Here is a 24,097-nt window from a genome sequence, read left to right on the forward strand (position 1 = left end):
TGGGTTTCGCGAGCGCCGTCAACGGCGTCGTTCGAGGAAGGCGGTCATCCGGTCGTGTTTGTCCGGATCGGCGAACAGCATCGCCTGGATCGCGAGGTCGAGTTGGGGATGGGCGTCGGGGGCTGCGTCGACGGCGAGTTTGGTCATGCGCATGGCGATGGGCGAACTGCGGCCGATCCGCTTCGCCAGAGATGTTGCGGCACCGAGCAGTTCGTCCGGTTCGACGATCGAATCGAGTAGTCCCACCGCATGGGCCCGTTCGGCGTCGAGGATTCGTCCGCCGATCAGGATCTGTTTGGCCACGCTCTCCCCGACGAGCCGGGTGAGCCGGTAGCACGCACCCGCACCGGCGATGATCCCCAGACCCGGCTCGGGCTGGCCGATACGCGTTCTGGGCGTGCCGATCCGGATGTCGCATGCATAGGTCAGTTCGGCGCCACCACCCAGCGCGTGCCCGTCGATCGCCGCGATGGTCGGCATCGGCAGTGCGCGTACGCGTTCGAACAGCCGCAGGTTGATACCGGCCAGCGCGTCGTCGCGACCGCGCTCGCGCAGTGCGGCGATGTCGGCGCCGGCGGCGAAGAAGCCGTCGGTGCCGCCGGTGATGACGGCGACGCGCGGCGCGCGCTCCAGTCGTTCACAGACCTCGTGCAGTTCGCCGATCATGGCGGTGTCGATCGCGTTGCGCTGGTCGGGGCGGGCCAGCCTGATGTGGGCGACGTCGCCGTCGAGATCGACCTCCAGCGTGTTCACGCGTCGCTCCAGTCGAAGAAGCCGCGGCCGGTCTTCTTGCCGAGGTCACCGCGAGCGACCATGTCGCGCAACAGTTGCGGCGGCTCGAACCGGGGGCCGAACTCGCGGCTGAGATACTCGGCGATGCCGAGTCGGACGTCGAGGCCCACCAGGTCGGAGAGCCGCAGCGGTCCCATCGGATGGCGGTAACCCAGCTCCATGGCCCGGTCGATGTCGGCGGCCGAGGCAACCCCGTCCTCGAGCATGCGGATGGCCTCCAGCCCGATCGCGACGCCGAGGCGGCTGGTCGCGAATCCGGGCACGTCGTTGACCAGGATCGTCTCCTTGCCGATCTCCGCGCCGATCCGCAGTGCGGTGTCGACGGTCTGCGGCGAGGTGGACTCCGATCGGATCAGCTCCAGCAGCGGCATCGACCAGACCGGGTTGAAGAAGTGCATGCCGATGAGCAGTTCGGGAGTACTCAGCGCCCGGGCGAGCCGACCGATGGCGATCGAGCTGGTGTTGGTGCCGATCACGCGCGGCTCACGGGTCTCGATGTCGCGCAACACCGCCGCTTTGAGGTCCGGGATCTCGGGCACCGCCTCGATCACCACATCCAGGCCCGGCGCGAGGTCGGCGGCCTTCTCGGCCACGGCGACACGTTCCACCACGGCGGACGCCTCAACGCTCTCCATCCTTCCGGCCGCCACGAGTTTGTCGGTCCGTCCGGCGATGGTCGCCACCACGGCGTCGGCGCGGCCGGCGTCGGGCTCCACGACGGTGACACCACGGCCGGCCGCAGCGAAGACGTAGGCGATACCGACGCCCATCGTGCCGCCCCCGACCACGCCGACGTTCCCGCGGTCCGCGCTCATACCGCCATCCCCTGCGCCGTTGCCGACCGCGCAGCAGTAGTGGTCGGCGGGGCGGGCCGCAGTTTCGTGGCGATGCGACCGAACACCCGCAGCGCGTTCCCACCGAGCACGCCGGCGAGTACGTCGTCGTCCAGGCCAAGGGCCGCAACGGATTCCGCGTTCCGGGCGACGCCCGGCACGCCGGGCCAGTCAGTACCGAAGATCATCTTGCGAGCCAATCGGTTGAGGTCGAATCGGGCGTAGTACTCGGGGAGTTTGCGGGGTGGCAACCCGGCCAGGTCGAGCCACACGTTGGGTTTGGCCTGCGCCATGAACGCCGCGACGTCGTACCACCACCCACGCCCGCCGTGCGCGAAGACGAACTGGAGGTCACCGAAGTAGTCGACGGGTTCCAGCAGCAGTTCGGGGTTTCCCATACTCGTCTTGGACCCGGGGAACGTGGAGGTGCCCGAGTGCAGGATCACCGGGATACCGAGGTCGGCACATCTGGCGTACACGGGGTAGAGGTCTCGGTCGCTCGGGTCGAATCCGCCGTGCACCGGGTGCAGTTTGAGCGCCACGGCGCCGAGGTCGAGTTGCCGCTGCAACTCGTCGACCGGCGGGTAGTGCAGGTGGGGATTGATGTTGGCCACCAACGAGAATCGGTGCGGATTCGCCTCGACGATCGGTAGCACGTCCTCGATCCGCTGCATGCCCGTGGCCTTGGGGCTGTACTCGCAGAACAGCAGCGCGTGGTCGACCCCTTCCTCGGCGAACAGTTCGTCGAGGCCTGCGGGATCCGGGCGGCCGTCCCGGTGGTACCCACGCTGCCACCGGTACCCCCGGGCGAAGTCGTCGGCCCACTGGCGCCATGCCGGCGAGAGTGTGCCGAGGACCGGCGCGTGCACGTGTGCATCGATCAACGGGTGGGCGTTCATCATGGCAATATGCTACGTGTGTCTGTCGTTTCTGTATATATAAGTAGAATTACAAGTGAGCGCCCACCCGACCCGGTGCGGCGCGCCGGGCGAACTCCTTGAGAGTGAAGTCGGACGCCGCAGCCTCCGCCGGGGTGAGTTCCACGCCGGCGCCCAGAATCTTTCGCGCCGCCATGTGGTCGGCAGGGGAATTGACCGATTCCACGCAAGCGAGCCGCCCGTCGCGGAATCGCAGGACCGAGAACTTCCCCACTGCACTGCCCCCTGTTGCACTGCTCCTTACTGCACTGCTCCTTACTGCACTGTCCCCTGTTGCGACGATCTCGTCGTCAGGCCTGCCGATCCCGGCGATCTGCACGTTGAGATCGAATTGATGGGTCCAGAACCAGGGCAATGCCGCGTAGCGGTCGGTGCTCCCGTGCGCGATCCGCGCGGCGACGCACCGCGCGTGATCGGTGGCATTCTGCACGGACTCCAGCCGCACCATGCCGGCGGTGTGCACGCTCGGGTAGGCCGCGCAGTCGCCGATGGCGCTGATCTTCGAATCGACGGTGCTCAGAGTCTCGTCGACGACGATCCCGTTCTCCACCGCGAGTCCCGCGGATCGCGCGAGTTCCGTATTCGGCACGACGCCGACACCGATCACCACCAGGTCGGCCGGCAGTACAGATCCGTCGACCAGTTCGACGCCGCGCACGTGCCCGTCGTCGGTGCGCAATCCGGCGACGGCGGTGTCGACCAACACTGTCGTGCCACGCATCTCGTGCATGCCGGTGACGAAGGCCGACAACTCCGGGGAGACCACCCGGCCCATCACCCGGTCGGCGGCCTCCACAACCGTCACCCGGCATCCGGCGGTGATGGCGGCGGCGGCCACCTCCAGACCGATGAAGCCGCCGCCGACCACCACCACTCGCTGTGCCGATCCCAGCGCGGCCCGCACAGCACGTGCATCGGCAACAGTGTGCAGAGTGTGCACACCCGATGCCCGGACACCGGAGAGCGCGAGCCCCCGAGGACGCGAACCGAGTGCCAGAACCAGTGCGTCGTACTCGACCGCCTCACCCGTGCTCAGCCGGACCCGCGAATCGGGCCGTTCGATGACGTCCACCGCACACCCCGTGCGCAGGTCGATCTCGTGCCGCTCGTAGAACGACTCGGGACGGAACGGCAGAGAGGCGTCACCGGCGTCCTTGGCGAGATCCAGATACGCCTTGGACAGCGGTGGGCGTTGATACGGCATGTCACCTCCGGCCTCGACAATCGTGATGTCACCACCGAAGTCGTTCTGCCGCAACGACACAGCGGCCTGGAAACCGGCCTGCCCACCGCCGACGATCACGACCCGCCCGTTGACCATCACTGCTCCTCGGGCAGTTCGACGACGAGACCGTCGTGGTCGTCGGACACCACCAGCTGACACGAGAGCCGGCTGTTGTCGCGCCGCTCGGTGACGGCGCAGTCGAGCATCTCGTCCTCATCGGCGGCCATGGCCGAAAACTCTTCGAGGCGTCCGGGATCGACGAAAACGTGGCAGGTCGCACACATGGCGTTCCCGCCGCATTCGGCGACGATCCCGTCGAGACCGGCCGACACCGCGGCCTGCATCACGGTGGTTCCCGCGGTGGTGTCCACATAGTCTTCGGAGCCGTCGGCAGAGCGATAGATGATCTTGGGCATGGGCTGGTCCCTCGGTCTGGGGTGAGATGAGCTCGGGTGCGCCGGAGCGGTCAGCGCGGGTGGATTCGGACCGGCTGTGACTCGAGGCTGCGAATCAGGTTGTTGACGTGGCGAACCGGCTCTCCGGTCGGTTCGATCCGGTCCACCTTGGCGGTAAGCGCGGTCATCAGGGAGAAGATCTCCAGGTTGGACAGCGATTTGCCCATGCACGTATGCACGCCGAAGCCGAAGGCCAGGCTGTCGGCGGGGTTGCGCCGGACATCGAAGCGAGCCGGGTCGGGATATTTGCGCTCGTCGCGGTTCGCCGCACCGTAGGAGTGGTACATCCGGGAGTGTTCGGGCACGGTCACCTCGCCGAACTCGACGTCTTGCGTGGTCACCCGGGTGAACCATTGCGCGGGCGATTCCACGCGGACACCCTCGAGCACCGCCGACGGGATCAGGGACGGATCATCGCGCACGATCTCCCATTGGTCGGGGTGTTTCGCGAACAGCATCATCAGGCTGCCGATGGCACTGGCCGTGGTGTCCAGCCCGGCGGTCGCGTACCCGCCGAGGATGCCGAACGCCTGCTCCGGGGTGATCATGCCCTTGTGCGCGGCCTCCCAGGTCTGCGCACCGATACTGCCGGGCCGGAAACCCTCCTCGCCCATGTTCTCCAGCACGAAGCCGTAGAGCTTCTCCATGCTGGGCAGTGTGTCGTCGAAGGTGCCGTCCGGGCCGCAGCAGTTGTAGGAGTCGGTGGCCCAGTGCAGAAGGTTGATGCGCATCTCGGAGCCGGGGTTCAGACCGATGAGGTCGAGGATCACCCGGGTGGGCAGTTGCTGTGCGAAATCGGTCACCGCGTCGAACTCACCCTTGGCCAACACCTCGTCGACCAGCTGGTTGGCGGCGGCCTCGATCGTGTCCTTGTACTGCGACGCGGCCTTGGGGCCGATGGTCTGCATCATGACCCGGCGCAGTGGCGCATGGTCTGCGCCGTCGAGGCACGGGGCGAACGGCGCCCAGGCGGTGTTGAGGATGTCGTTCATGCCGATGCCGTCGCCGGACTTGAAAATGTCCGGATTGCCGAGCACTCGTTTCACACCGTCATATCGGGTCACCGCCCACATGTCGTACTTGGTCAGGTAGGCGATCTCGCCGATGTCGTGCAGGGCCCTGTAGTCGTCGTAGGGATCCAGGAGGGACTCTTCGCTGAACAGATCGATGTCGGTGCCGTACTGGATTCTCGGATCGACGGATGTGGATGCGGTCATGAGGGATTCACCTTTCGGTGTCGGAGGGTGTGGTGTCGGGGCAACGGTGAACGAGGTGATGTGTTGCCGTGCAGAAGATCTCAGGAGAGACGCTGTCGCAGTCCGGTCAGCGAATCGGCGATCGCCGGTCCCATCACCTCTCCGATGGCTGCCGGTTCGATCTCTGTGCTGTACACCACCAGGCTCGAATTGTCTTCGAGGACAATCACATCGACTGTGCCCAGATGATGTTCCACCGGGAGATCGCCACCGACCACCTTGTACTGGAAACGGCGCAGCGCCGGATCCCGCGTCACGATCGCCTCCTCGACCTTGGTGCCGTCCTGCAGCACGATGGTGCGGCTCGACCCCTCCACGACGGAGTTCTCGATGAGCGGGAACCAGTTCTCGATCGGATCGTCGACGACGGCCCGCCATACCGCGTCGGCGGGCTGTTCGATCGTGATCTCGGAACGGAGAGTGGCCATGATGACTCCTCGGTTGGCGTACTGGACGATGCATCGGCCACGAGCCGATGTATGCCGCGGATCACATCCGGACTGGTTATGTGATTGACGACATGGCACTCATTGAAGTTCTCCGCGGTCGTTCATGCTGTCACCCCAGCGCCGCCCGATTGTCACTTCCGCGCACGACTTGAGGGGTCCGACGCCGCGCCAATACCCACGACGGGGGAGCACAGCGGCGGATGGGCACCCGTCGCGCGGCACGATGCCGATAGTGGCCGTGCACGGATTCGACAGCCGCACCCGGCCGTGGGTGTAACGTCCATCACACTCCGGCGTGACGAGGACCCGACACGCCGGCGCCTGACCCCCAGCCCGGTTTGACCCCCAGCCCGGTTTGACCCCCAGCCCGGTTTGACCCCCAGCCCAGTTGGACCCACAGCGATGACGCCGACCCACATGACGATGGACCTACGCGGCCACCACGATCAATCGACTATCCCGACCGTTTCCGAGGTCGTCGATTCCGCTGCACCCGTCTGCACCGCGAACAACTCGACGCCTGGAAGGAAGCTGTCAACGAGACGTTCTTCCCGTTACGCGTGGACGCGGCGGAATCGTCCCGATTCAGCTGGCGGCTACACACCGGATTCATCGGGTCACTACAGGTGACACGGGCCGACGCCGATCCCGAACTCGTCGTTCGCACACCGAGACTCGCCGCGTCCGACGACAACGACCACTACCTCATCGCGCTGCAGATCCGGGGATCGTGCCGGTTCCGGCAGGACGGGCGCGACGTGGAGATCACACCGGGCGATTTCACCATCTACGACTGCACCCGTCCGTTCGACGTGCAGTGGAACGGACGCCACCGCACGATCGTGGCGATGTTCGACCGGTCGTCGCTGGAATTGAGACCCGACGAGGTCTCCCGTGTGACGTCGACACCGGTGTCGGGCGCCGCCGGCACCCCCGCACTCGTGCGCTCGATGCTGGGCCAGCTCTCGCGCGACCCCGAGGCATATCAGGGATTGTCGGCCAACCGTGTCGCGTCGACCTTCCTCGATCTGGTCTCCGCGGTCTACAGCGACCGGATGGAGTCGGAGACCGCGCACTCCGACGCGGCGGCACGCACACTGCTGATACGAGTCAAGGCCTACATCGAAGACCACCTCTACGACCCCGAGCTCTCGGTCGAGTCGATCGCGGCGGCGCACTACGTGTCGGTGCGCTACCTGCACCGGCTCTTCGAAGGCGAACAGATGACCACCGCGCGGTGGATCCGGCATCTGCGCCTCGAACAGTGCCGGCGAGATCTCGTCGACCCGTTGCAGGCAACCCGGTCGGTGAGCGAGATCGCCGCACGTAACGGAATTCTCAACGCGTCGCACTTCAGCCAGATGTTTCGCTCCGAGTACGGCGAGAGTCCCAAGGATCACCGTCGCCGCGCACTGGAGGCATACGCGAGAATCGCACACTCGCGGCGGTCAGAGGGTTGATCCCAACCGTCACCCCGCGTGTGCTGCACATACACCATATTCTACATAATCAGGTAGAATCAATAGTATCGTGTCACACATGCCTCGTCTCGGTTTCTCCCGTGCGGCCCAGTACTTCTTCTGTGCAGCCCAGTACGTTGTGGAATCGTGCACTCCCCTGACGCCGACGGCCCGGATATCGAGCGAGACGCAACCATGACGGTCACCACAGATCACCTCGACGCGCTGGGTGCGGTGGGGTCACGACGCAGGCAGGTGTCCGCCGCGAGCGCCCGCGCGCTGCTGCTCACCATCCTCGGCGAGTTCGTGTATCCACGCGGCGACGCGGTGTGGACGTCAACCTTCACCGGAGCGCTGGGCGCACTCGGCATCGAGGAGAAGTCGGCCCGCCAGGCGATCGCGCGTTCGGCCAACGAGGGACTGCTCGAATCGCACCGCGCCGGCCGGCGCGTCCGCTGGACCATCACCGACCCCGGCCGACTTCTCCTCGATGAGGGAACCCGGCGGATCTACTCCTTCTTGACCGACGACCAGTCCTGGGACGGGCGGTGGCTCGTCCTGTCCACCGCCATCCCCGAGACCCAGCGGCAACTGCGCCACAAACTGCGCACCCGCCTCACCTGGGCCGGCCTGGGTTCACCGAGTCCGGGTATCTGGATCACCCCCGACACCACCCACGAGACCGAGGTGCGCCGGGTCGTCGACGAACTGGGTCTCGACGATCGCGCCTACGCGTGGATCGGACCGCTGTCCTCGATCGGCTCACCGCAACGCCTCATCGCCGACGCCTGGTCGCTGGACGAGGTCGAGAGCTCCTACCTCGACTTCATCGACACCTACGACACGATGACGGCCGACACCGGGTCTGCGGCGTTCACCGCACAGGTCCGCCTCGTCCAGGATTGGCGACGATTCCCCTTCCTCGATCCCGACCTGCCGCGCGAATTGCTCGACCACGCGTGGCCGGGGCGGCGGGCAGCGCAACTCTTCCACACCAAGCACGCCGAATGGCATCAACCGGCCCAGGAATTCTGGGAGGATCTGTCCCACCGCGAGTGACCGCGATCGGACTCATCACCGACCGAGAGGAGTGCGCATGCGCAGTTCCACCACTCCTGCGCTGCGTACCGAGATCGTCACGTCGTGGCGCCGGTCGGCGGGTAGCGGACTGGCGCCGGACGCAACCCCGGATATGGTGGTCGACGAGGACCTGGGCAACTGCGACCGATTGTTGCGGGTGGCTCGCCCCATCCTCGATCACGCCGGCGACCAATTGACCGACACCGGCGTTGCCCTGCTTCTGACCGACAGCGAATCCCGGCTCATTTCAAGAGTTTTCGGTGGCACCACGGTCGAACGGCACATCGATCGACTCGGCGCCGTACACGGCTCGTTCATGAACGAGGACGCGGTGGGCACCACCGGCCTCGGCACACCGGTGGAGATCCGCAAACCCATCGCGGTCAACGGCGACGAACACTACCTCGAGCGCTTCAAACACCTCAGTTGCTACGGATACCCCATCCTGCATCCGGGCACCAACAGACTCGAGGGCATCCTGTGCATGACCTCGGTCAGTGACACGATCCACCCCCTGTTCGCGCCCTTCGTCCACCGCATCGCCACCGACATCCAGAGCAGTCTGCTCGACCACGCACGCAGCTCCCACCAGCTACTCCTCGACGCTTTTCATCGCATCGGTAAACGCAGCATCGCGGCGGTCGCCATCGGTGACGACCTGCTGCTGACCAACAACACCGCCGGCGCACTGCTCGATCCGATCGATCTCGCGGTGTTGCGGTCATTCGCCGACTCGACCGAGACCATCCCGCCCACGTTGACGCTGAGTTCCGGCGCCACGGTGGACGTCGCGGTCGAGCGGGTTGCCGGCCCGGGCTCCGCGGTGTTCGCACTGACCCCGGAGACCGCGCACCGGCCGTCGATACCGCGGCGAACCGTGCACGAGGAGCCGTCGGCCACGCACGTGTTCACCACGAGCCGTTTCGTCGCCGCGGCGGGACGGTCGCTGGCGATCACCGGTGAACCCGGTACCGGACGATCCGTCCTCGCCCGCTCGGCCACCGAGGGCTGCACGGTCGAGTTGGTGGACGTCGCGCGAGCGGTCGCCACCGGCTCTCCCGTCGACATCGCCGGAGCCGCGCAACGCGCACGGCACACCGGAGCGGTGCTCGTCGTCGACGACGTCGACCTCCTGTCAGCCACCGATACGACCACGCTGCGTCGCCTGCTCATCGACAAAGATCCACCGATCGTGATCGTGGCCGGTGCGGGCGATTCCGTGTCCGGGGCGGTTGCCGCGCTGTGCGCGCTGTGTGATGAACGCACCGACCTGGCTCCTCTCCGGCACCGGACACAACACATCGCGGCTGCCGCAGCATTCTTCGTGGACCGCCACGCCCCCGGCACGCACATACGTCCCCGAGTGATCGATGCACTCGCCGCCCACGTGTGGCCGGCGAACTACACCGAACTCGGCCACGTCATCGCCGACGCGGCTTCCCAGGCGCGCAATCAGGGTCGCAGCCACACGATCGACGTCGAGGATCTGCCGGCACACCTCCGCGAGGCGGGCAGGGCAGCACGGCTGAGTATGCACGAACGCGTGGAGCGCCAAGGGATCATCGACGCGCTGGCCGAATGTCGCAACAACAAGGTGCACGCCGCACGACGACTCGGAATCAGCCGAAGCACGCTCTACGCGCGCATTCGCGCCCTCGGCATCGACACCTGATCCGCATCGCCGAATCGGGCGTCGCCGTGTGGCGACTCCACCGGTGTCCGGATTCCGGACAGTTAACCACCCCACTTCAGTGTGAGGATGGCCACCAGAGCATCACTTGGTGACTCCAATCACTGTCATGGAGGTTCGTTGACATATGAGTACCGCTATCTCGCCCGGAGCGGTGCCCACCGGAACGGCTCGGCTCGACAAGTTGTTCATCGGTGGCGAGTGGATCGACCCACAGGGGACCGGGCACATCACCGTCGTCTCACCCAACACCGGTGAACCGATCGGTGAAGTGCCCGACGGCACCGGCGCCGACATCGACAACGCGGTCCGCGCGGCGCGTATCGCCTTCGACAACCCCGCCACCTGGTCGGGCCTGCCCGCCGCCGAGCGCGCCGCCCACCTGCGCCGCTTCGCCGACGAGATCGATGCCCGGAAGGACGATTTCGCCACCCTGGTGTCCTCGCAGAACGGGATGCCGATCGGCGTGGCCGGGCAGCTGGAGGCGGTGTACCCGGCCACCCTGCTCCGCTACTACGCAGGCCTCATCGAAGCCGCAGCGCCCGACATCCGGGAGGGGATGTTCGGCGGGCACATCGAGGTCCGCCGCGAACCGGTCGGCGTGGTCGGCGCGATCGTGCCGTGGAACTTCCCGCAGACGCTGGCCGCCTTCAAGTACGCGCCCGCTCTCGCCGCGGGCTGCACGCTGGTGATCAAGCCGTCGCCGGAAACCGTGCTCGATTCGTACCTGCTGGCCGAAGCCGCCCAGGCTGCCGAACTACCCGCGGGCGTGATCAATTTCGTTCCCGGTGGCCGCGAAACCGGAGCTCACCTGGTGGAGCATCCCGGCATCGACAAGGTGGCGTTCACCGGCTCCACCGCCGCGGGCAAGTCCATCGCCGAGACGTGCGGTCGGCTGCTGCGCCCGGTCACCCTCGAACTCGGCGGCAAGTCGGCGACGATCGTCCTCGACGACGCCGAACTCGACCTGGCCACCATCGGCAACGAGTTGTTCGTCGCGACACTCGCCAACAACGGGCAGACCTGCTTCCTGGGTACCCGGGTGCTGGCGCCACGCTCCCGCTATGACGAGGTGGTCGACGTGCTGACCGCGTTCGCCTCGTCGATGAACATCGGCGATTCCCGCGAAGCCACCACCCAGATCGGCCCGATGGCCAGCAGTCGGCATCGCGAACGGGTGGAGGGCTACATCGCGAAGGGCAAGGCCGAAGGTGGCCGGATCACCACCGGCGGCGGACGTCCCGACGGTATGGACAGCGGATGGTTCGTGCAGCCGACGGTGTTCGCCGGGCTCGACAACAACGCCGTCATCGCTCGCGAGGAGATCTTCGGTCCCGTGCTCACCGTCATCGGTTACGACGACGACGCGGATGCGGTGGCCATCGCGAACGATTCCGATTTCGGTCTCGGCGGAACGATCTGGAGCACCGACGACGACCGTGCGCGCGACGTCGCCGCCCGCGTGCAGACCGGCACCATCGGGATCAATCGCTACATCCCCGATCCGGTGGCCCCGTTCGGCGGGGTCAAACACAGCGGCATGGGACGCGAGCTCGGCCCCGAAGGCCTGGCCGCCTACCAGAACCTCAAATCGGTCTACTGCTGAAAAGCGAAGCACACCAACACAAGAACAAGGGAGACAGAACTCATGAAGACCAAAGCCGCCGTCCTGTTCGAGGCGCACAAGCCGTTCGAGATCGTCGAGCTCGATCTCGACGGACCCAAGGAGGGGGAGGTACTGATCAAGTTCTCCGCCGCGGGGCTGTGCCACTCCGATCTGCACCTCACCGACGGCGATCTGCCGCCGCGCTTCCCGATGGTCGGCGGCCATGAGGGTTCGGGCATCATCGAGGAGGTGGGCCCCGGAGTCACGAAGGTGAAGCCCGGCGACCACGTGGTGTGCAGCTTCATCCCCAACTGCGGCACGTGCCGATACTGTTCCACCGGACGACAGTCCCTGTGCGACATGGGTGCCACCATTCTCGAGGGCATGCTGCCCGACGGAACCTTCCGTTTCCACCGTGACGGACAGGATTTCGGCGGCATGTGCATGCTCGGCACCTTCTCCGAACGCGCCACCATCAGCCAGCACTCGGTGGTCAAGGTCGATGACTGGCTTCCACTCGACAAAGCCGTCCTCGTCGGCTGCGGCGTCCCCACCGGTTGGGGATCGGCGGTGTACACCGGCAACGTGCGCGCCGGTGACATCGTGGTGATCTACGGCATCGGCGGCATCGGCATCAACTCGGTGCAGGGCGCCGTGCACGCCGGCGCGAAGTACGTCGTGGTGGTGGATCCGATCGCCTTCAAACGCGATACCGCAGTCAAATTCGGTGCCACGCATGCCTTTGCGACGGCGGCTGAGGCTCAGGAGAAGATCACCGAACTCAGCTGGGGCCAGGGCGCCGACTGCGCGATCGTGACCGTCGGAACGGTCGACGAGGACGTGGTGTCCGCCGCGATCGGTGCCATCGGCAAGGGCGGATCGGCCATCATCACCGGTCTGGCGAATCCGGAGAAGTTCACCGTCCACTGGCCCGGCATCGACCTCACGCTCAACGAGAAGTCGATCAAGGGTTCGCTGTTCGGCTCGGCCAACCCGCAGTACGACATCGTCCGGTTGCTCCGCCTCTATGATGCCGGACAGCTCAAACTCGACGAGCTCGTCACCCAGACCTACACCCTGGAGGACGTCAACCAGGGTTACCAGGATCTGCGCGACGGCAAGAACATTCGCGGCGTCATCATCCACGACGCCTGAGCGATCCCGCGCACACCTACCCGACCATCGGGCAGGTGTGCTTGCGGGCCAACCGAACCCGGCCCGGGTGTGGTGGTCGTCCCCGCCACACCCGGGCCGTTCCAACACACGACGAAACAGATGACCAGATCATGAAGAGAGCAGAGGTGAGCCGATGCCGACACTGCAACTGCGGGACCGGGCGTCGCTGAGCTACACCGTCCACGGCTACGGCGCTCCCCTGGTCCTGGTACATGGTTCGGCCACGGATTCCACCACGTGGGAACCGGTGATCGACATGCTGTCGGCGCGGCATCGGGTGATCACCTACGACCGCAGAGGTTATGGCCGGTCGGCGTCGCCGCCGGTGCGCGATCATCGCGTGCACACCCGCGACCTCGCCGCGATCCTCGGCATGGTCGGCGAACCGGCGCACGTCGTGGGGTGGAGCGCCGGCGGCAACATCGCGCTCGGGCAAGCCGTGGCCCACCCCGACTCCATCGCGACGCTGTGCATCGTCGAAGCACCGTTCCACGGACTCCGGCACGCCGACAGGTCGGTGCTCGCCGCGGCGTGCCGGATCAAGTACTCCCAGTTGCGGGGCAGACGGACCGCGGCGGCAGAGAACTTCCTGCGGTGGGCCTCGCGGCTGCGGCAGGGCTCCAACTCCTACGACTTACTCGACGACGAGCACCGTGAGGCACTCGTGCAGTATGCCGACAACATTCTGGCCGAATGGGATCCGCACCCGTACGGCATCATGATGGAACACGTCGACGCCGGTGCGGTCGCCGGGCTCGACCTGCCGATGACGTGGGTGCTCGGCTCCGACAGCCTGCCGTGGCTGCACGGGTTGGCACAGCGGGTGGCAACCGAACGCCCGGACATGTTGGTGCACGTGGCCCCGGGATCCGGCCACCTCGTGCACCACGACAACCCCGAGGCGTTCGTGCGCATCGTCGAGGACTCGATCCGCGCTGGGATCAGTTCGCGCTGACGGCCCTCTTCCGGGCCACGCGCCCTCCGGAGTCGCCCCGCCGGACTGCCCAATAGGTGAGTACCCCTGCGGCGGAATCGGGTTCGCGCTCACCGAGATCCTCGCCGCGGATGAACCGCCCCCACACCGCGCGCATCTCACGCCCGGCCGCAGCCACCTGTGGCCACGACGCCCCCGCCAGTATCCCTGCTCGGGTCCACTGCTCTTCGACGCCGAACAGCAGGGGCAGGTCGATGCAGTGGGTGGCCCCGAGTCCGCTGTCGGGGGCATTCCAGTGCAGGCGGTACTCCACCGCTGATCCGCCGGCCCGGACATGTCGTCGGGCCAGGCGGGTGGCCGGCTCGGAGTAGATGACGTGCGTCAGGGTGTCGGTGACGGCGGTCGTCACGGGCCGACCGAGCACCGGGACCCGGCTCATCCGCTCGGCGGCCGGAAACGCGGGCACGAACATGGCCATCTCGTCGCGGGTGTGCCCGATGAGCAGGTCGATATCGGCGGCCGATGTCTCCCAGGCCCGCTCCACCTCGTGCTGCGGCGGCAGCGGCGCGAAACCGTACTGCACACCGAACGGCATACCGCCCACCAGTCCGTGCCGGATTCCGGCGGCGATCAGCCGTTGTTGCACGCCGAGGATGTCGGTGATGCTCGACCTGGAATCGAAATGCCTTGTGCGGGCGAACATGTGATGCGCCATGGCGCGCCGGTGTTTCCGGATGCCCAACGGCGCACTCTGCACGATCGCGCGGCGAAAGCATCGCGCCGCCTCGGGTACGGCCATGAGGTGGGCCACCGCGTCGCCACCGGCCGATTGCCCCGCGACCGTCACCTGCCGGGGGTCACCGCCGAAGGCGGCGATGTTGTCGCGCACCCAGCCGAGCGCCAGCATCAGGTCGAGCAGGCCGAGATTGGCGGGACGGGCGTCGCTGCCGTCGCCGAGGAAACCCAGCACTCCGAGGCGGAACGTCACCGCGACGATGATCACGCCTTGCTCGATCACCAGTGGCGCGGGCTCGTGATGGGGTTCGTCGCCGGCGCCGAGAACGTAGGCGCCCCCGTGAATCCACACCATCACCGGCAGTGCGGCGGCGCCCGGTTCGGTCGGGGTGGTCACCGTGAGACGCTGACATTTCTCGTCGGTGGGCAGTTTGGTACCCGGCCCGCCGAGCAGGTCGTCGAGCAGTTCGCTGGGCACCTGGGGGCATGCCGGGGCGGGTTCATCGCTGCGATGCGGCACCGACCAGGGCTCGATCGCGTGCGGGACGGCGAAGCGGTCCGCTTGCGCGTAGGGGATGGCCCGCGAGCGGACCACCGCTCCGTCGACCACCCCCACGACGGGCCCGCACGGCGGCCGGAACACCCGTTCCTGCCGATCCGCGGACGCACTCATCGTTCCACTGTAGAGGGCGTTTACTCCTCGAGGTCCCAGGCCGACATACGACGCAGCAACGGCCGCTTCTTCTCGATGTGCCGACGCATCCGCGTCAGGATCACCACCAGCGCCTCGATTGCCTCCACGATGTGCGGACCCTTGTTCAGCATCACGCATTCCGCGCGGTTACCCGCCGCGGCGTCGGTGATCTCCGCGCGTGTGGGCAGTCCGCGGTCGGCGAGCGAATCGAGCACCTCGGTCGCCCAGATCACCGGGACATGCGCCGCCTCGCACAGCCACAGGATCTCCTCCTGCACCTCCGCGAGACGCTCGAACCCTGCTTCGACGGCCAGATCGCCGCGCGCGATCATCACGCCCACCCGCCGGTTCCGCATCAGTTGCAGCAGGATCTCCGGCAGCGCGTCCACCGCGGCGACGGTCTCGATCTTGACCACCAACCCGAGCTCGGCCGCGTTGCGGGCGGCGAGTTCACGCTGCGCGTGCGCCACGTCGTCCCTGCTGCGCACGAACGACACGTTCACCAGATCGGCGATCTCCACCACGCTGTCCAGGTCGGTGACGTCGTCGTCGGTGAGTGCGGGCAGCGGCAGGTACGTGTCGGGCAGGTTGATCCCCTTCTCCGCACGCAGCTTGGTTCCGTTCAACGCGGCACGGACCACTTCCACCCGGGCCTGCGAGGAGTCCTCGGCCACCGAGGACACCACGCCCTCGATCTTGCCGTCGTCGAAGAAGACGCGGTGACCCTCGCGCATCGCGGCCAGCGCCTCGGGGAGACTGCAGCCGAGCCGGTGATGGCCGTCGTCGGTGGGTTCGGCCGGTGTGAGGTCGGTGGTCAGCACGATCGAGTCGCCGCGAAACACCCGCAGCGCCTGCGGAAGCGGCGGCATCGGCCCGATCCGGGTGCTCGACCCGCCGTCGGCGCGCAGCGTGAGACCGGGGGTCAGATACATGGTGCGGTCGGTGCCCAGCAGCACGGCCGCCGACGCGATCTGCAGCACGGTGAGAATGCGCCGGCGTCCGCGTGCGTCGACGAGTCCGACGGTGTCGCCGAGGCCGAGCCCGGCGAGCCAGCCCTCGTCGACCACCCCGACCGCGTCGAGGACGTCCGAACGCAGCGGCGCGCGACCGGCCCAGAACCGGGCGGGCACCAGTACCTCGCCGAGCGCACTGCGCGTCGGCCGGACCTTGAGCACTTCGGGTCCCGGGGCGATCGGGCCGGTACGCAGTTTGGGACCGGCCAGATCCATCGCGATCTTCGTCTCGGGTCGCACCGCCCGCACGTGCGCAGCCATCGCCCGCCACGCCGTCGGGTCGTCGTGCGCACAGTTGATACGGGCCAGATCCATGCCGGCCGCGGCGCACCGCGCCACCAGTTCGCCGTCGACGGCTGCCTGACTCGGCATGGTCACCATCACGCGGGTGTTGCGCCCCGACGGTTTGGGTCCCAGCAGGGCGAGCGTGCTGGCGGTGAGGATGTCGCGACCGGAGTTCCATTCCGCCTGATCGACCACGGGTTCGTCGTTGCCGAGCGCATCGTCGACGATGCGGATCACGGCGTCGAGGTTACGCAGCACTCCCGATTCCATCCGACCCAGCGAGGAGAGCCCTTCGTCGGAGAGTTGGGTCTGCAGTTCGCGTAGGTCGTGGGCGCGCAAGGCGCAGTAATGCACCACATTCGCGGCGCTCTCCCGATGGCTCGGGTCCACCGACGCGATCTCGGCGGCCAGCGCCTTCTCCGCGGCGAGTGCCTCGTCGCGGAGCTCCGTGAGCCTGCCGCGGAGTCGGTCAAGACGTGTGCGTCGTTCTTCGACGATCGTGGCGGTCATCCAGCGAGGATAGAAGCGCACCGGTCGCCGGTCCACGTGGCGAAGGTGAACGCGAGACGTCGGGTCGGTTGCCGCACTCCCCACCCCCATGACCGCCCGCCCCGGCGACTATTCTCGCGATCATGCGGTTGGCGCCCACCGAGCCCGATCCGGCCCTGCGCATCGAACTCCGACGCATCTGGCGGCACCCCCAGGACACTCTTGCCCTGTTGGCGTTCAATGCCGTGCTCGTCCTGGTGCTCTGGTACACCTTGCCGCGGTCGTGGTTCTTCACGTTCACCGGCCCCGAGGGCCTGCCCTATGCGCTGGCCGGGTGGATGTATGCCGACGTGTGCGCCACCAATGTGCTCGCCCCCGACCGAGACCGTGCGCTGTCGACCCTCGACGATCCCGACGCGTTCGCGCGACTGCTCCGGGCCAAGGCGATCGCATTGTGGTTGCTGATCGGGCCCGCCTGCACCGTGGTCGCCGTCGCGATAGCACTGACCACCCACGCGCACTGGCGTTTCGTGGTGGAGGTGATCCTGTCGGTGGCGGTGGTGCCGTTCGGCGCGCTGGCGGTGAGCAGCCTGGTGGGCCTGATGTTTCCGTACCATCAGCGTTCGCTGCGCTGGCGCTGGGAGAATCGACACCGGTTCTGGCACGTGATCGTGCGCTGGTCGATCCTGCTGGTGATCCCCTACGCCGTGTACCCCGTCGCATTCGGGATGATCGTGCTCATTCCGGTGGCGCTGTGGAAACTCGTCCGGCGGGTCGGCTGGGGTTCGACTCTGTCCGACGCCGAGTTCGCGGCCTGCGCGCTGTTGGCTGTCGCGATGACCGCTGCCATGTGGTACTTCTCGCAGCGTTTTGCGATGTGGTGGGTCCGCACGCACCGCGAACGGATCCGTGCCTATCTCGACGACGTCGATCTCGGCTGACGGCGCACTCTTCTCTCGCGGTGCCGGGCCCGGATCAGGGTGATGGCGTCGCCCATACTCCGCGTCTGCGACACCAACGTCTCGGCGTCGCGCACCGGGTCACCGGTCACCATCGCGACCACCGCCGGTTCGGGCGTCGCCGTGGTGCTCCCGGGGTTGTCGCCGTCGATCCGGTCGAGTACCCGGGTGACCATGTCACCGAGGCCGTCGACGGCGGTGTCGAGACGCCGGAGTCGGGGGTCGCGCGCTGCGGCCGACCGTGCCGAGGTCAGCAATGGTTCGGTCGCCGCCCACGCCATCGACCGCCCGAGCAATGTCGCCAGGTGCACCCGCGGCCGCATCTCACGCAGCATCGCCCGATGCAGCGGGCTCAGCGCGGCGACGTTTGCCGCCGCATCGCCGAGGATTGCGGCCTGCGCCGCGTCGAGTGCTCTGGCATCGGCCAGGATCTGGGCCCGGCCGCAGTTGTCGTCACCGCTGGCCGGATGGCGCAACTCCCCGGCCGACCGGGTCACCAGGGCGGTCAACGAATCGAAGTACGCCGCCAGCCGATGTCGCAGTTCCGGACTTGCCGGCCGGGACATGACCAGATAAACGACGACCACGCCGACCACCACTCCCGCGGCCGTCTCGGTGATGCGGGTGCCGAGGACGCGCAACTCCTCGTGGCCCACGAGGTCGAGCAGGATCACCACCCAGCGCCACCACGACCGCGATGAGGATCACCGCGTACATCACGGGCAGGTCATGCACGTCGATGCCGAGCAGCACCCCGCAGAAATAGGAGAAGAAGGCGTAGAAGCCGAGCGCCACGCCGCGCACCCCGTATCGGCCCAGCCAGGACGCCAGTCCGCAGATCAGGACGAATGCGATGGCGCGGGCGATCGGCCACGGATGCAACACGGCGACCAGTGTTCTCGCCATAATGCCCGGTACCGGCAGCCAGAGCGTGGTGGTGACGCGCTCGCGATGGGTGCCGTCTTTCACCCGGGCGACGCCGAACAGGGCCAGGAATCCGGGGGATCTCGGCGGATGCGGGCACATGCCACCAGATGCGCAGCAACGCCACCGCGGCGACGGCCACTGCGACCGCCGCCGCGCACGCGGTGGCCTTGCGGAATCGGATCAGGCCGGGGTCCGCCCGGTGCGCCAGCACGGTGAGGCGCTCGCGAACGGTGACCGGGGACATCGCTCGAGATTAGTGCGTCCCGGCGGTCTCACCCGTCGATCGAGCGTGTGATCATGTCCACCCAGGTGTCGACCACCTGTGCACGACGCCGGGAATCGTCCGACAGTGTGTCGGCGAGTCCGAGGCCGCGAGCGAGATCGAGGGTCACCTGCGCCACCCGGTGCGCGTGCGGATCGGTTCCGGTGGGATCGAGGATCGACACCGTCACATGGTGTGCGGCACGGGCAAATCGGGCCTCCATCGGCAGGATGAGTTCGCGTAGTGCGTTGTCGGAGGCGGCAGCCGCCCACACCTGCAGCGCCGCCTTGAACTCAGTGCCGGTATAGGTGGCAACGGCGCGGTCGACGGCGATCCGGATGCGATCGGGCGTCTCGCAATCGGGCACGACCATGGTCTCGGCATCGAGCGTGAGGTCGTCGAAGATCTGCTCGAGGGTCGCGGTGATCAGCGCCTCACGGGTCGGGAAGTGGTGTTGCGCGGCACCGCGTGACACGCCTGCGCGCTGCGCCACCGCGGCAACCGTGGCCGTTGCCCACCCTTCATGCGCGAGGACCTGAATCGTGGAGCGCAGCAACCGTTCCCGTGTCTGGCGGGATCGCTGCTGCTGCGGTTGCCGGCCGGGTGATTGCCTGCCCTGAGGGTGCCGGTCCTGCGGTTGCCGGTCCTGCGGTTGCCGGTCCTGCGGGACGGCGCTCGTGTCGGTGGTCACGAGTTGTCGCGATCGGTGAGATCCCAGGACGGCCGCCGTTTCGAGAAGAACGCGGTCATCCCTTCGCGTGCGTCGTCACCGGCGAAAAGCTCGGCCGACTGCGCGGCCCGACGTCGGGCGTCGGCGCTGAAGCCGCGCAGGATCGCGTCGGTGGTGAGCGCCTTGGACGCGGCGAGTCCGGTCGGCGACGCGCGCCGAACGCCGTCGAGCACGGTTGCCAGGGTGTCGTCGAGTGCCTCGGCACTGTCGAGCGCCGCCGTGACGACGCCGCACCGCTCCGCGGCCGTGGCATCGAAGGTCTCCCCGGACAGGAAGTAGCGGCCCGCCGAGCGCGCGGTCATCTTGGGCAGCAGCACCAGCGAGATCACCGAGGGCGCCAGACCCAGGCGTGACTCGGTCAGCGCGAAGGTGCAATCGGGTCCGGCGAGCGCGATGTCGGCGGCGCCCACCAGGCCGAATCCGCCGGCCCGGACATGGCCGTTGATCCGGGCGATCACCGGAGTGGGCAGTTCCAGCATCGTCCGCATGAGGTCGACCATCGACTGCGTACCGGCCGCCGACGCCTCTTCGACGGATGCGCCGCGACTCAGTGCCTCACCGAGATCGGCTCCGGCACAGAATGTTCCCCCTGTGTGGGTGAGCACCACCGCGCGTACGTCCGGATCGTCGCCGGCCGCTCTCAATCCGGCCAGGAGTTGTTCGACCAATGCGACGCCGAGTGCGTTCCGGTTGTTCGGCGAGTCCAGCGTCAGCGTCATTACACCGCGCTCGATCCTCACGTGCACCACCTCGGTAGAGCTCACATCGGCTGCGGAGACTCCCGTTGGTGTGCCCATCGTCGTCACCTTTCTAGTAGGACTTCGGCAGCCCGAGGCTCGTCTGTGCGACGAAGTTCAAGATCATCTCACGACTCACCGGCGCGATGCGGGCGATTCGGGCGAGACTCAGCATGGGTGCCAGTCCGTACTCGCTGGTGAGGCCGTTGCCGCCGAGCGAATGGACAGCCTGATCGACGATCTTCACGCACGCCTCGGCAGCGGCGTACTTGGCCATGTTCGCCGGCTCGGCGGCGGCCCAGTCGTCACCGGCGTCGTAGAGCGTCGCCGCCTTCTGCATCATCAACTTGGCCATCTCGAGCTCGATCTTGCCCTGCGCCAACGGATGTGCGATCGCCTGGTGCGCGCCGATCGGTGTCTTCCACACCGTGCGGTCCTTGACGTAGTCCACCGCCTTGCCCAGCGCGAAGCGTCCCATGCCGATCGCCGACGCCGCCCCCATGATCCGCTCCGGATTCAAGCCCGCGAAGAGTTGACTGATCGCGGCGTCCTCGGAGCCCACGAGGGCGTCGGCGGGAAGCCGGACGTCGTCAAAGAAGAGCAGAAACTGCTTCTCCGGGTTCTGCAGTTCCATCTCGATCTGGCGGTACTCGAAGCCGGGCGTATCGGTGGGCACGATGAACAGCGTCGGTTTGAGCCGGCCGGTCTTCGCGTCCTCGGTGCGTGCGACGATCAGCACGGCCTGGGCCTGATCGACCCCGGAGATATAGATCTTGCGCCCGTTGAGAATCCAGTCGGAGCCGTCCCGGGCCGCCGTGGTGGCGATGTTGTGGGAGTTGGACCCCGCGTCGGGTTCGGTGATGCCGAAGGCCATGGTGATCGAACCGTCGGCCAGGCCGGGAAGCCACCGGTCCTTCTGGGCGTCGGTGCCGAAACGCGCTATCACGTTGCCGCAGATGGCCGGTGAGACCACCAGCATCAGCAGGCCGGCACCCGCCGCGGCGAGTTCCTCCATGACGATGGACAGTTCGTACATGCCCGCCCCGCCCCCGCCATATTCCTCGGGCAGGTTGACCCCGATGAACCCGAGTTTTCCTGCCTCCGACCATAATTCGTCGGTCTTGCGGCCTTCTCTGGCGCATTCACGGAAGTATTCCTGCCCGTACTTGCCGGCGAGTGCGGCGACGGCTGCGCGCAGTTCGGTGCGTTCGGGTGTCTCGACGAAGTTCATGCGTGAGTCTCCTGTGCTGCTGGATCGGGTTCACTCGAATCCGCACCGATGACGGCGAGGACGTCGCCAACGGCGAGTTGGCGGCCCGGTGCGACGGCGAGCGTGGTGACCACCCCGTCGGCCGGAGCGTGGACGGTGTGTTCCATTTTCATCGCCTCCAGCCAGATCAGCGGCTGTCCGGCGGAGACGCGGTCGCCCTCGGCGACGGCCACCCGGATCACCGATCCGGGCATCGGGGCGAGCAGCGATCCCGGGCGGGTGACCGCCGTCGGATCGACGAACCGCGGCAGGCGCCGCAGATGGACCGACGCTCCGGCAGCGTCGACGTAAACCTCGTCGCCGTACCGCGACACCCGGAACCGCCGCTGCACACCGTCGTCGGCGAGCACGACCTCGATGGCGGGGCCGCCCCGCCCGCCGGTAGAGCCGCCCCGCCCGCCGGTAGAGCCACCCCCTCCGCTGGTTGAGCCGCCCCACCCGCTGGTTGAGCCACCCCCTCCGCCGGTAGAGCCGCCCCGCCCGCTGGTTGAGCTTGTCGAAACCACCTCCAGCCCCGGCACATCCGGCAGCTCCACGCCACCGCGGGTGAATCGGTAGCGCACGGTGAATTCGCTGTCGTCGGCGCCCGCGAAGGTCTTCTGCTGGTAGCCCGACACCAGGTTGCGCCAACCGCTGCCGAGACTGCGCTGCACCGTCGCCGATGCGCGGTTATCGGCCACGTCGGCAAGGGCGGCCGCCACCGCGGCGGCCGTGCACGTCCGGTCGTCGGCCAGCGGCCGTGACAACACGTCGAGCCCGATCTCGTCCAGATACCCGGTGTCGGTGTCGCCCGCCAGGAAGCGCCGTTCGCGCAGAATGTTCACCAGCAGATCACGGTTGGTCACCGGGCCGTGAATCCGGGCCTGCGACAACGTCCGAGCCAGGATCGACGCGGCGCCGCCGCGGGTGGGTGCCCACGAGATCACCTTGGCGAGCATCGGATCGTAGAACGTCGAGATCTCCGACCCTGATTCGATGCCCGCGTCCACCCGGATCCCGGGGCCCTCCCCGGGGAGCTCACCAAAACGCGCATCGTCATCGATGTGCAGTTCGTGCACCATGCCCGACTGCGGCTGCCAATCCGCGGCCGGGTCCTCGGCATAGAGGCGCACCTCGATCGCATGACCCCGAGTGGAGGGCGGATTCGGGTCGAGCCGATCACCCATCGCCACCCGCAACTGCCACGCGACGAGGTCGGTGCCCGTGGTCAGTTCGGTGACCGGATGCTCCACCTGCAGACGGGTGTTGGTTTCCAGGAAGTAGAAGCGCCCCGTCTCGTCAGCAAGGAACTCGACGGTGCCCGCACCGGTGTAACCGATGGCCTGCACCGCATGGCGGGCGGCGGTGAACAGTCGCTCCCGCAGGTCTGCACCGAGCCGTTCGACCAAGGGTGCCGGCGCCTCCTCGATCACCTTCTGGTGCCGACGCTGGATGGAGCATTCACGTTCGCCCACCGCCCACACACCGCCGTGGGTGTCGGCGAGCACCTGCACCTCGATGTGGTGCCCGCGTTCGACGTACGGCTCGCAGAACACGGTGGGATCGCCGAACGCCGACTGGGCCTCGCGGGCGGCGGCAGCCAGCTGGTCGGGCAGGTCGGCGAGATCTCGCACGATGCGCATCCCCCGGCCACCACCTCCGGCGGAGGCCTTGATCAGCAGCGGCAGGTCCGCCTCAGTGACCGCGGCGGGGTCGAGGTCACCGAGCACCGGCACCCCCGCGTCGGCCATCAGCTTCTTGGCGTTGACCTTCGATCCCATGGCCGTGATGGCCGCTGGGGGCGGCCCGATCCACACCAGACCGGCATCGATCACCGACTGCGCGAATTCAGCGTTCTCCGAGAGGAATCCGTAGCCGGGATGGATGGCATCGGCGCCGGCTGCGCGTGCCGCGGCGATGATCGCGTCACCGCGCAGATAGGTCTGCGCCGACGTCGATCCCGGTAGCCGCACCGCGAGGTCGGCGCCCCGCACGTGCGGGGCGTCGGAATCCGGGTCGGAGAACACGGCGACGGTTGACATGCCCATGGTGCGGCAGGTCGCGAACACTCGACATGCGATCTCGCCACGGTTGGCGACGAGGACTCTGGTGATCATCGCTGG

The 24,097-nt window shown here is 67.4% G+C and carries 21 protein-coding genes; 7 read left to right on the top strand and 14 right to left on the bottom strand.

Annotation, left to right across the window (positions count from 1 at the left end):
* Positions 1 to 18 precede the first annotated feature (18 nt).
* The 7 genes from ACWDTD_RS08165 to ACWDTD_RS08195 all read right to left on the bottom strand — a co-directional run bounded on the left by ACWDTD_RS08165 (position 19) and on the right by ACWDTD_RS08195 (position 5,927).
* Entirely contained in the window at positions 19 to 753 is a 735-nt protein-coding gene (locus ACWDTD_RS08165) for an enoyl-CoA hydratase/isomerase family protein (RefSeq protein WP_449746594.1), read from the bottom strand.
* Positions 750 to 1,607, bottom strand: coding sequence for a 3-hydroxyacyl-CoA dehydrogenase family protein (locus tag ACWDTD_RS08170; RefSeq protein ID WP_449746595.1), 858 nt, complete (start codon positions 1,605 to 1,607; stop codon positions 750 to 752). Before ACWDTD_RS08170 ends, ACWDTD_RS08165 begins: the two co-directional genes overlap by 4 nt.
* On the bottom strand, positions 1,604 to 2,527 hold the full coding sequence (locus ACWDTD_RS08175; RefSeq protein ID WP_449746596.1) for an amidohydrolase family protein: 924 nt from the start codon (positions 2,525 to 2,527) through the stop codon (positions 1,604 to 1,606). The genes ACWDTD_RS08170 and ACWDTD_RS08175 overlap by 4 nt, the downstream gene beginning before the upstream one ends.
* A 46-nt stretch (positions 2,528 to 2,573) precedes the next feature.
* The gene (locus tag ACWDTD_RS08180; RefSeq protein ID WP_449746597.1) at positions 2,574 to 3,884 is read right to left on the bottom strand and encodes an NAD(P)/FAD-dependent oxidoreductase; all 1,311 of its coding nucleotides are present in this window, start codon (positions 3,882 to 3,884) and stop codon (positions 2,574 to 2,576) included.
* Positions 3,884 to 4,204 (bottom strand): 2Fe-2S iron-sulfur cluster-binding protein, encoded by a 321-nt coding sequence (locus ACWDTD_RS08185; protein WP_449746598.1) that lies wholly within the window; start codon positions 4,202 to 4,204, stop codon positions 3,884 to 3,886. The genes ACWDTD_RS08180 and ACWDTD_RS08185 overlap by 1 nt, the downstream gene beginning before the upstream one ends.
* A 50-nt stretch (positions 4,205 to 4,254) precedes the next feature.
* Positions 4,255 to 5,460, bottom strand: a complete 1,206-nt coding sequence (locus ACWDTD_RS08190) for a cytochrome P450 (RefSeq protein ID WP_449746599.1) — start codon at positions 5,458 to 5,460, stop codon at positions 4,255 to 4,257.
* An 80-nt stretch (positions 5,461 to 5,540) separates the two neighbouring features.
* On the bottom strand, positions 5,541 to 5,927 hold the full coding sequence (locus ACWDTD_RS08195; protein WP_449746600.1) for an SRPBCC family protein: 387 nt from the start codon (positions 5,925 to 5,927) through the stop codon (positions 5,541 to 5,543).
* A 518-nt stretch (positions 5,928 to 6,445) separates the two neighbouring features.
* On the opposite strand from ACWDTD_RS08195, the gene ACWDTD_RS08200 reads away from it, so the two are divergent.
* From ACWDTD_RS08200 to ACWDTD_RS08225, 6 genes are all read left to right on the top strand, one after another.
* Positions 6,446 to 7,408: an AraC-like ligand-binding domain-containing protein gene (locus tag ACWDTD_RS08200; RefSeq protein WP_449746759.1), complete on the top strand. Its 963-nt coding sequence runs from the start codon at positions 6,446 to 6,448 to the stop codon at positions 7,406 to 7,408.
* A gap of 195 nt (positions 7,409 to 7,603) precedes the next feature.
* Positions 7,604 to 8,467: a PaaX family transcriptional regulator gene (locus tag ACWDTD_RS08205; RefSeq protein ID WP_449746601.1), complete on the top strand. Its 864-nt coding sequence runs from the start codon at positions 7,604 to 7,606 to the stop codon at positions 8,465 to 8,467.
* A gap of 37 nt (positions 8,468 to 8,504) precedes the next feature.
* Positions 8,505 to 10,160, top strand: coding sequence for a sigma-54-dependent Fis family transcriptional regulator (locus tag ACWDTD_RS08210; protein WP_449746602.1), 1,656 nt, complete (start codon positions 8,505 to 8,507; stop codon positions 10,158 to 10,160).
* A 145-nt stretch (positions 10,161 to 10,305) separates the two neighbouring features.
* Positions 10,306 to 11,784: an aldehyde dehydrogenase gene (locus tag ACWDTD_RS08215; protein WP_449746603.1), complete on the top strand. Its 1,479-nt coding sequence runs from the start codon at positions 10,306 to 10,308 to the stop codon at positions 11,782 to 11,784.
* A gap of 42 nt (positions 11,785 to 11,826) precedes the next feature.
* Positions 11,827 to 12,939, top strand: coding sequence for an NDMA-dependent alcohol dehydrogenase (locus tag ACWDTD_RS08220; RefSeq protein WP_449746604.1), 1,113 nt, complete (start codon positions 11,827 to 11,829; stop codon positions 12,937 to 12,939).
* 154 nt (positions 12,940 to 13,093) lie between these two features.
* Positions 13,094 to 13,915, top strand: a complete 822-nt coding sequence (locus ACWDTD_RS08225; RefSeq protein WP_449746605.1) for an alpha/beta fold hydrolase — start codon at positions 13,094 to 13,096, stop codon at positions 13,913 to 13,915.
* On the opposite strand, the gene ACWDTD_RS08230 is transcribed toward ACWDTD_RS08225, so the two are convergent.
* Together ACWDTD_RS08230 and ACWDTD_RS08235 are read right to left on the bottom strand one after the other, a co-directional pair.
* A complete protein-coding gene (locus ACWDTD_RS08230) occupies positions 13,902 to 15,302 on the bottom strand; it encodes a carboxylesterase family protein (RefSeq protein ID WP_449746606.1) in 1,401 nt (466 codons plus the stop codon). The genes ACWDTD_RS08225 and ACWDTD_RS08230 overlap by 14 nt on opposite strands.
* Before the next feature lie 20 nt (positions 15,303 to 15,322).
* A complete protein-coding gene (locus ACWDTD_RS08235) occupies positions 15,323 to 17,131 on the bottom strand; it encodes a pyruvate kinase (protein WP_449746607.1) in 1,809 nt (602 codons plus the stop codon).
* Positions 17,132 to 17,253: 122 nt separating this feature from the next.
* Here ACWDTD_RS08235 and ACWDTD_RS08240 point away from each other — a divergent pair, with 122 nt between their 5' ends.
* On the top strand, positions 17,254 to 18,051 hold the full coding sequence (locus ACWDTD_RS08240; protein WP_449746608.1) for a hypothetical protein: 798 nt from the start codon (positions 17,254 to 17,256) through the stop codon (positions 18,049 to 18,051).
* On the opposite strand, the gene ACWDTD_RS08245 is transcribed toward ACWDTD_RS08240, so the two are convergent.
* The 5 genes from ACWDTD_RS08245 to ACWDTD_RS08265 form a co-directional block, all read right to left on the bottom strand.
* Positions 18,024 to 18,746: a hypothetical protein gene (locus ACWDTD_RS08245; RefSeq protein ID WP_449746609.1), complete on the bottom strand. Its 723-nt coding sequence runs from the start codon at positions 18,744 to 18,746 to the stop codon at positions 18,024 to 18,026. The genes ACWDTD_RS08240 and ACWDTD_RS08245 overlap by 28 nt on opposite strands.
* 522 nt (positions 18,747 to 19,268) lie before the next feature.
* Complete coding sequence (locus ACWDTD_RS08250; RefSeq protein ID WP_449746760.1) at positions 19,269 to 19,814, bottom strand: TetR/AcrR family transcriptional regulator; 546 nt, start codon at positions 19,812 to 19,814, stop codon at positions 19,269 to 19,271.
* A 131-nt stretch (positions 19,815 to 19,945) separates the two neighbouring features.
* Complete coding sequence (locus ACWDTD_RS08255) at positions 19,946 to 20,785, bottom strand: enoyl-CoA hydratase family protein (protein WP_449746610.1); 840 nt, start codon at positions 20,783 to 20,785, stop codon at positions 19,946 to 19,948.
* 13 nt (positions 20,786 to 20,798) lie between these two features.
* A complete protein-coding gene (locus ACWDTD_RS08260; RefSeq protein WP_449746611.1) occupies positions 20,799 to 21,956 on the bottom strand; it encodes an acyl-CoA dehydrogenase family protein in 1,158 nt (385 codons plus the stop codon).
* Positions 21,953 to 24,091: an acetyl/propionyl/methylcrotonyl-CoA carboxylase subunit alpha gene (locus ACWDTD_RS08265; protein ID WP_449746612.1), complete on the bottom strand. Its 2,139-nt coding sequence runs from the start codon at positions 24,089 to 24,091 to the stop codon at positions 21,953 to 21,955. Before ACWDTD_RS08265 ends, ACWDTD_RS08260 begins: the two co-directional genes overlap by 4 nt.
* Positions 24,092 to 24,097 lie beyond the last annotated feature (6 nt).

It is taken from the genome of Gordonia sp. NPDC003425 (genome assembly GCF_053588635.1).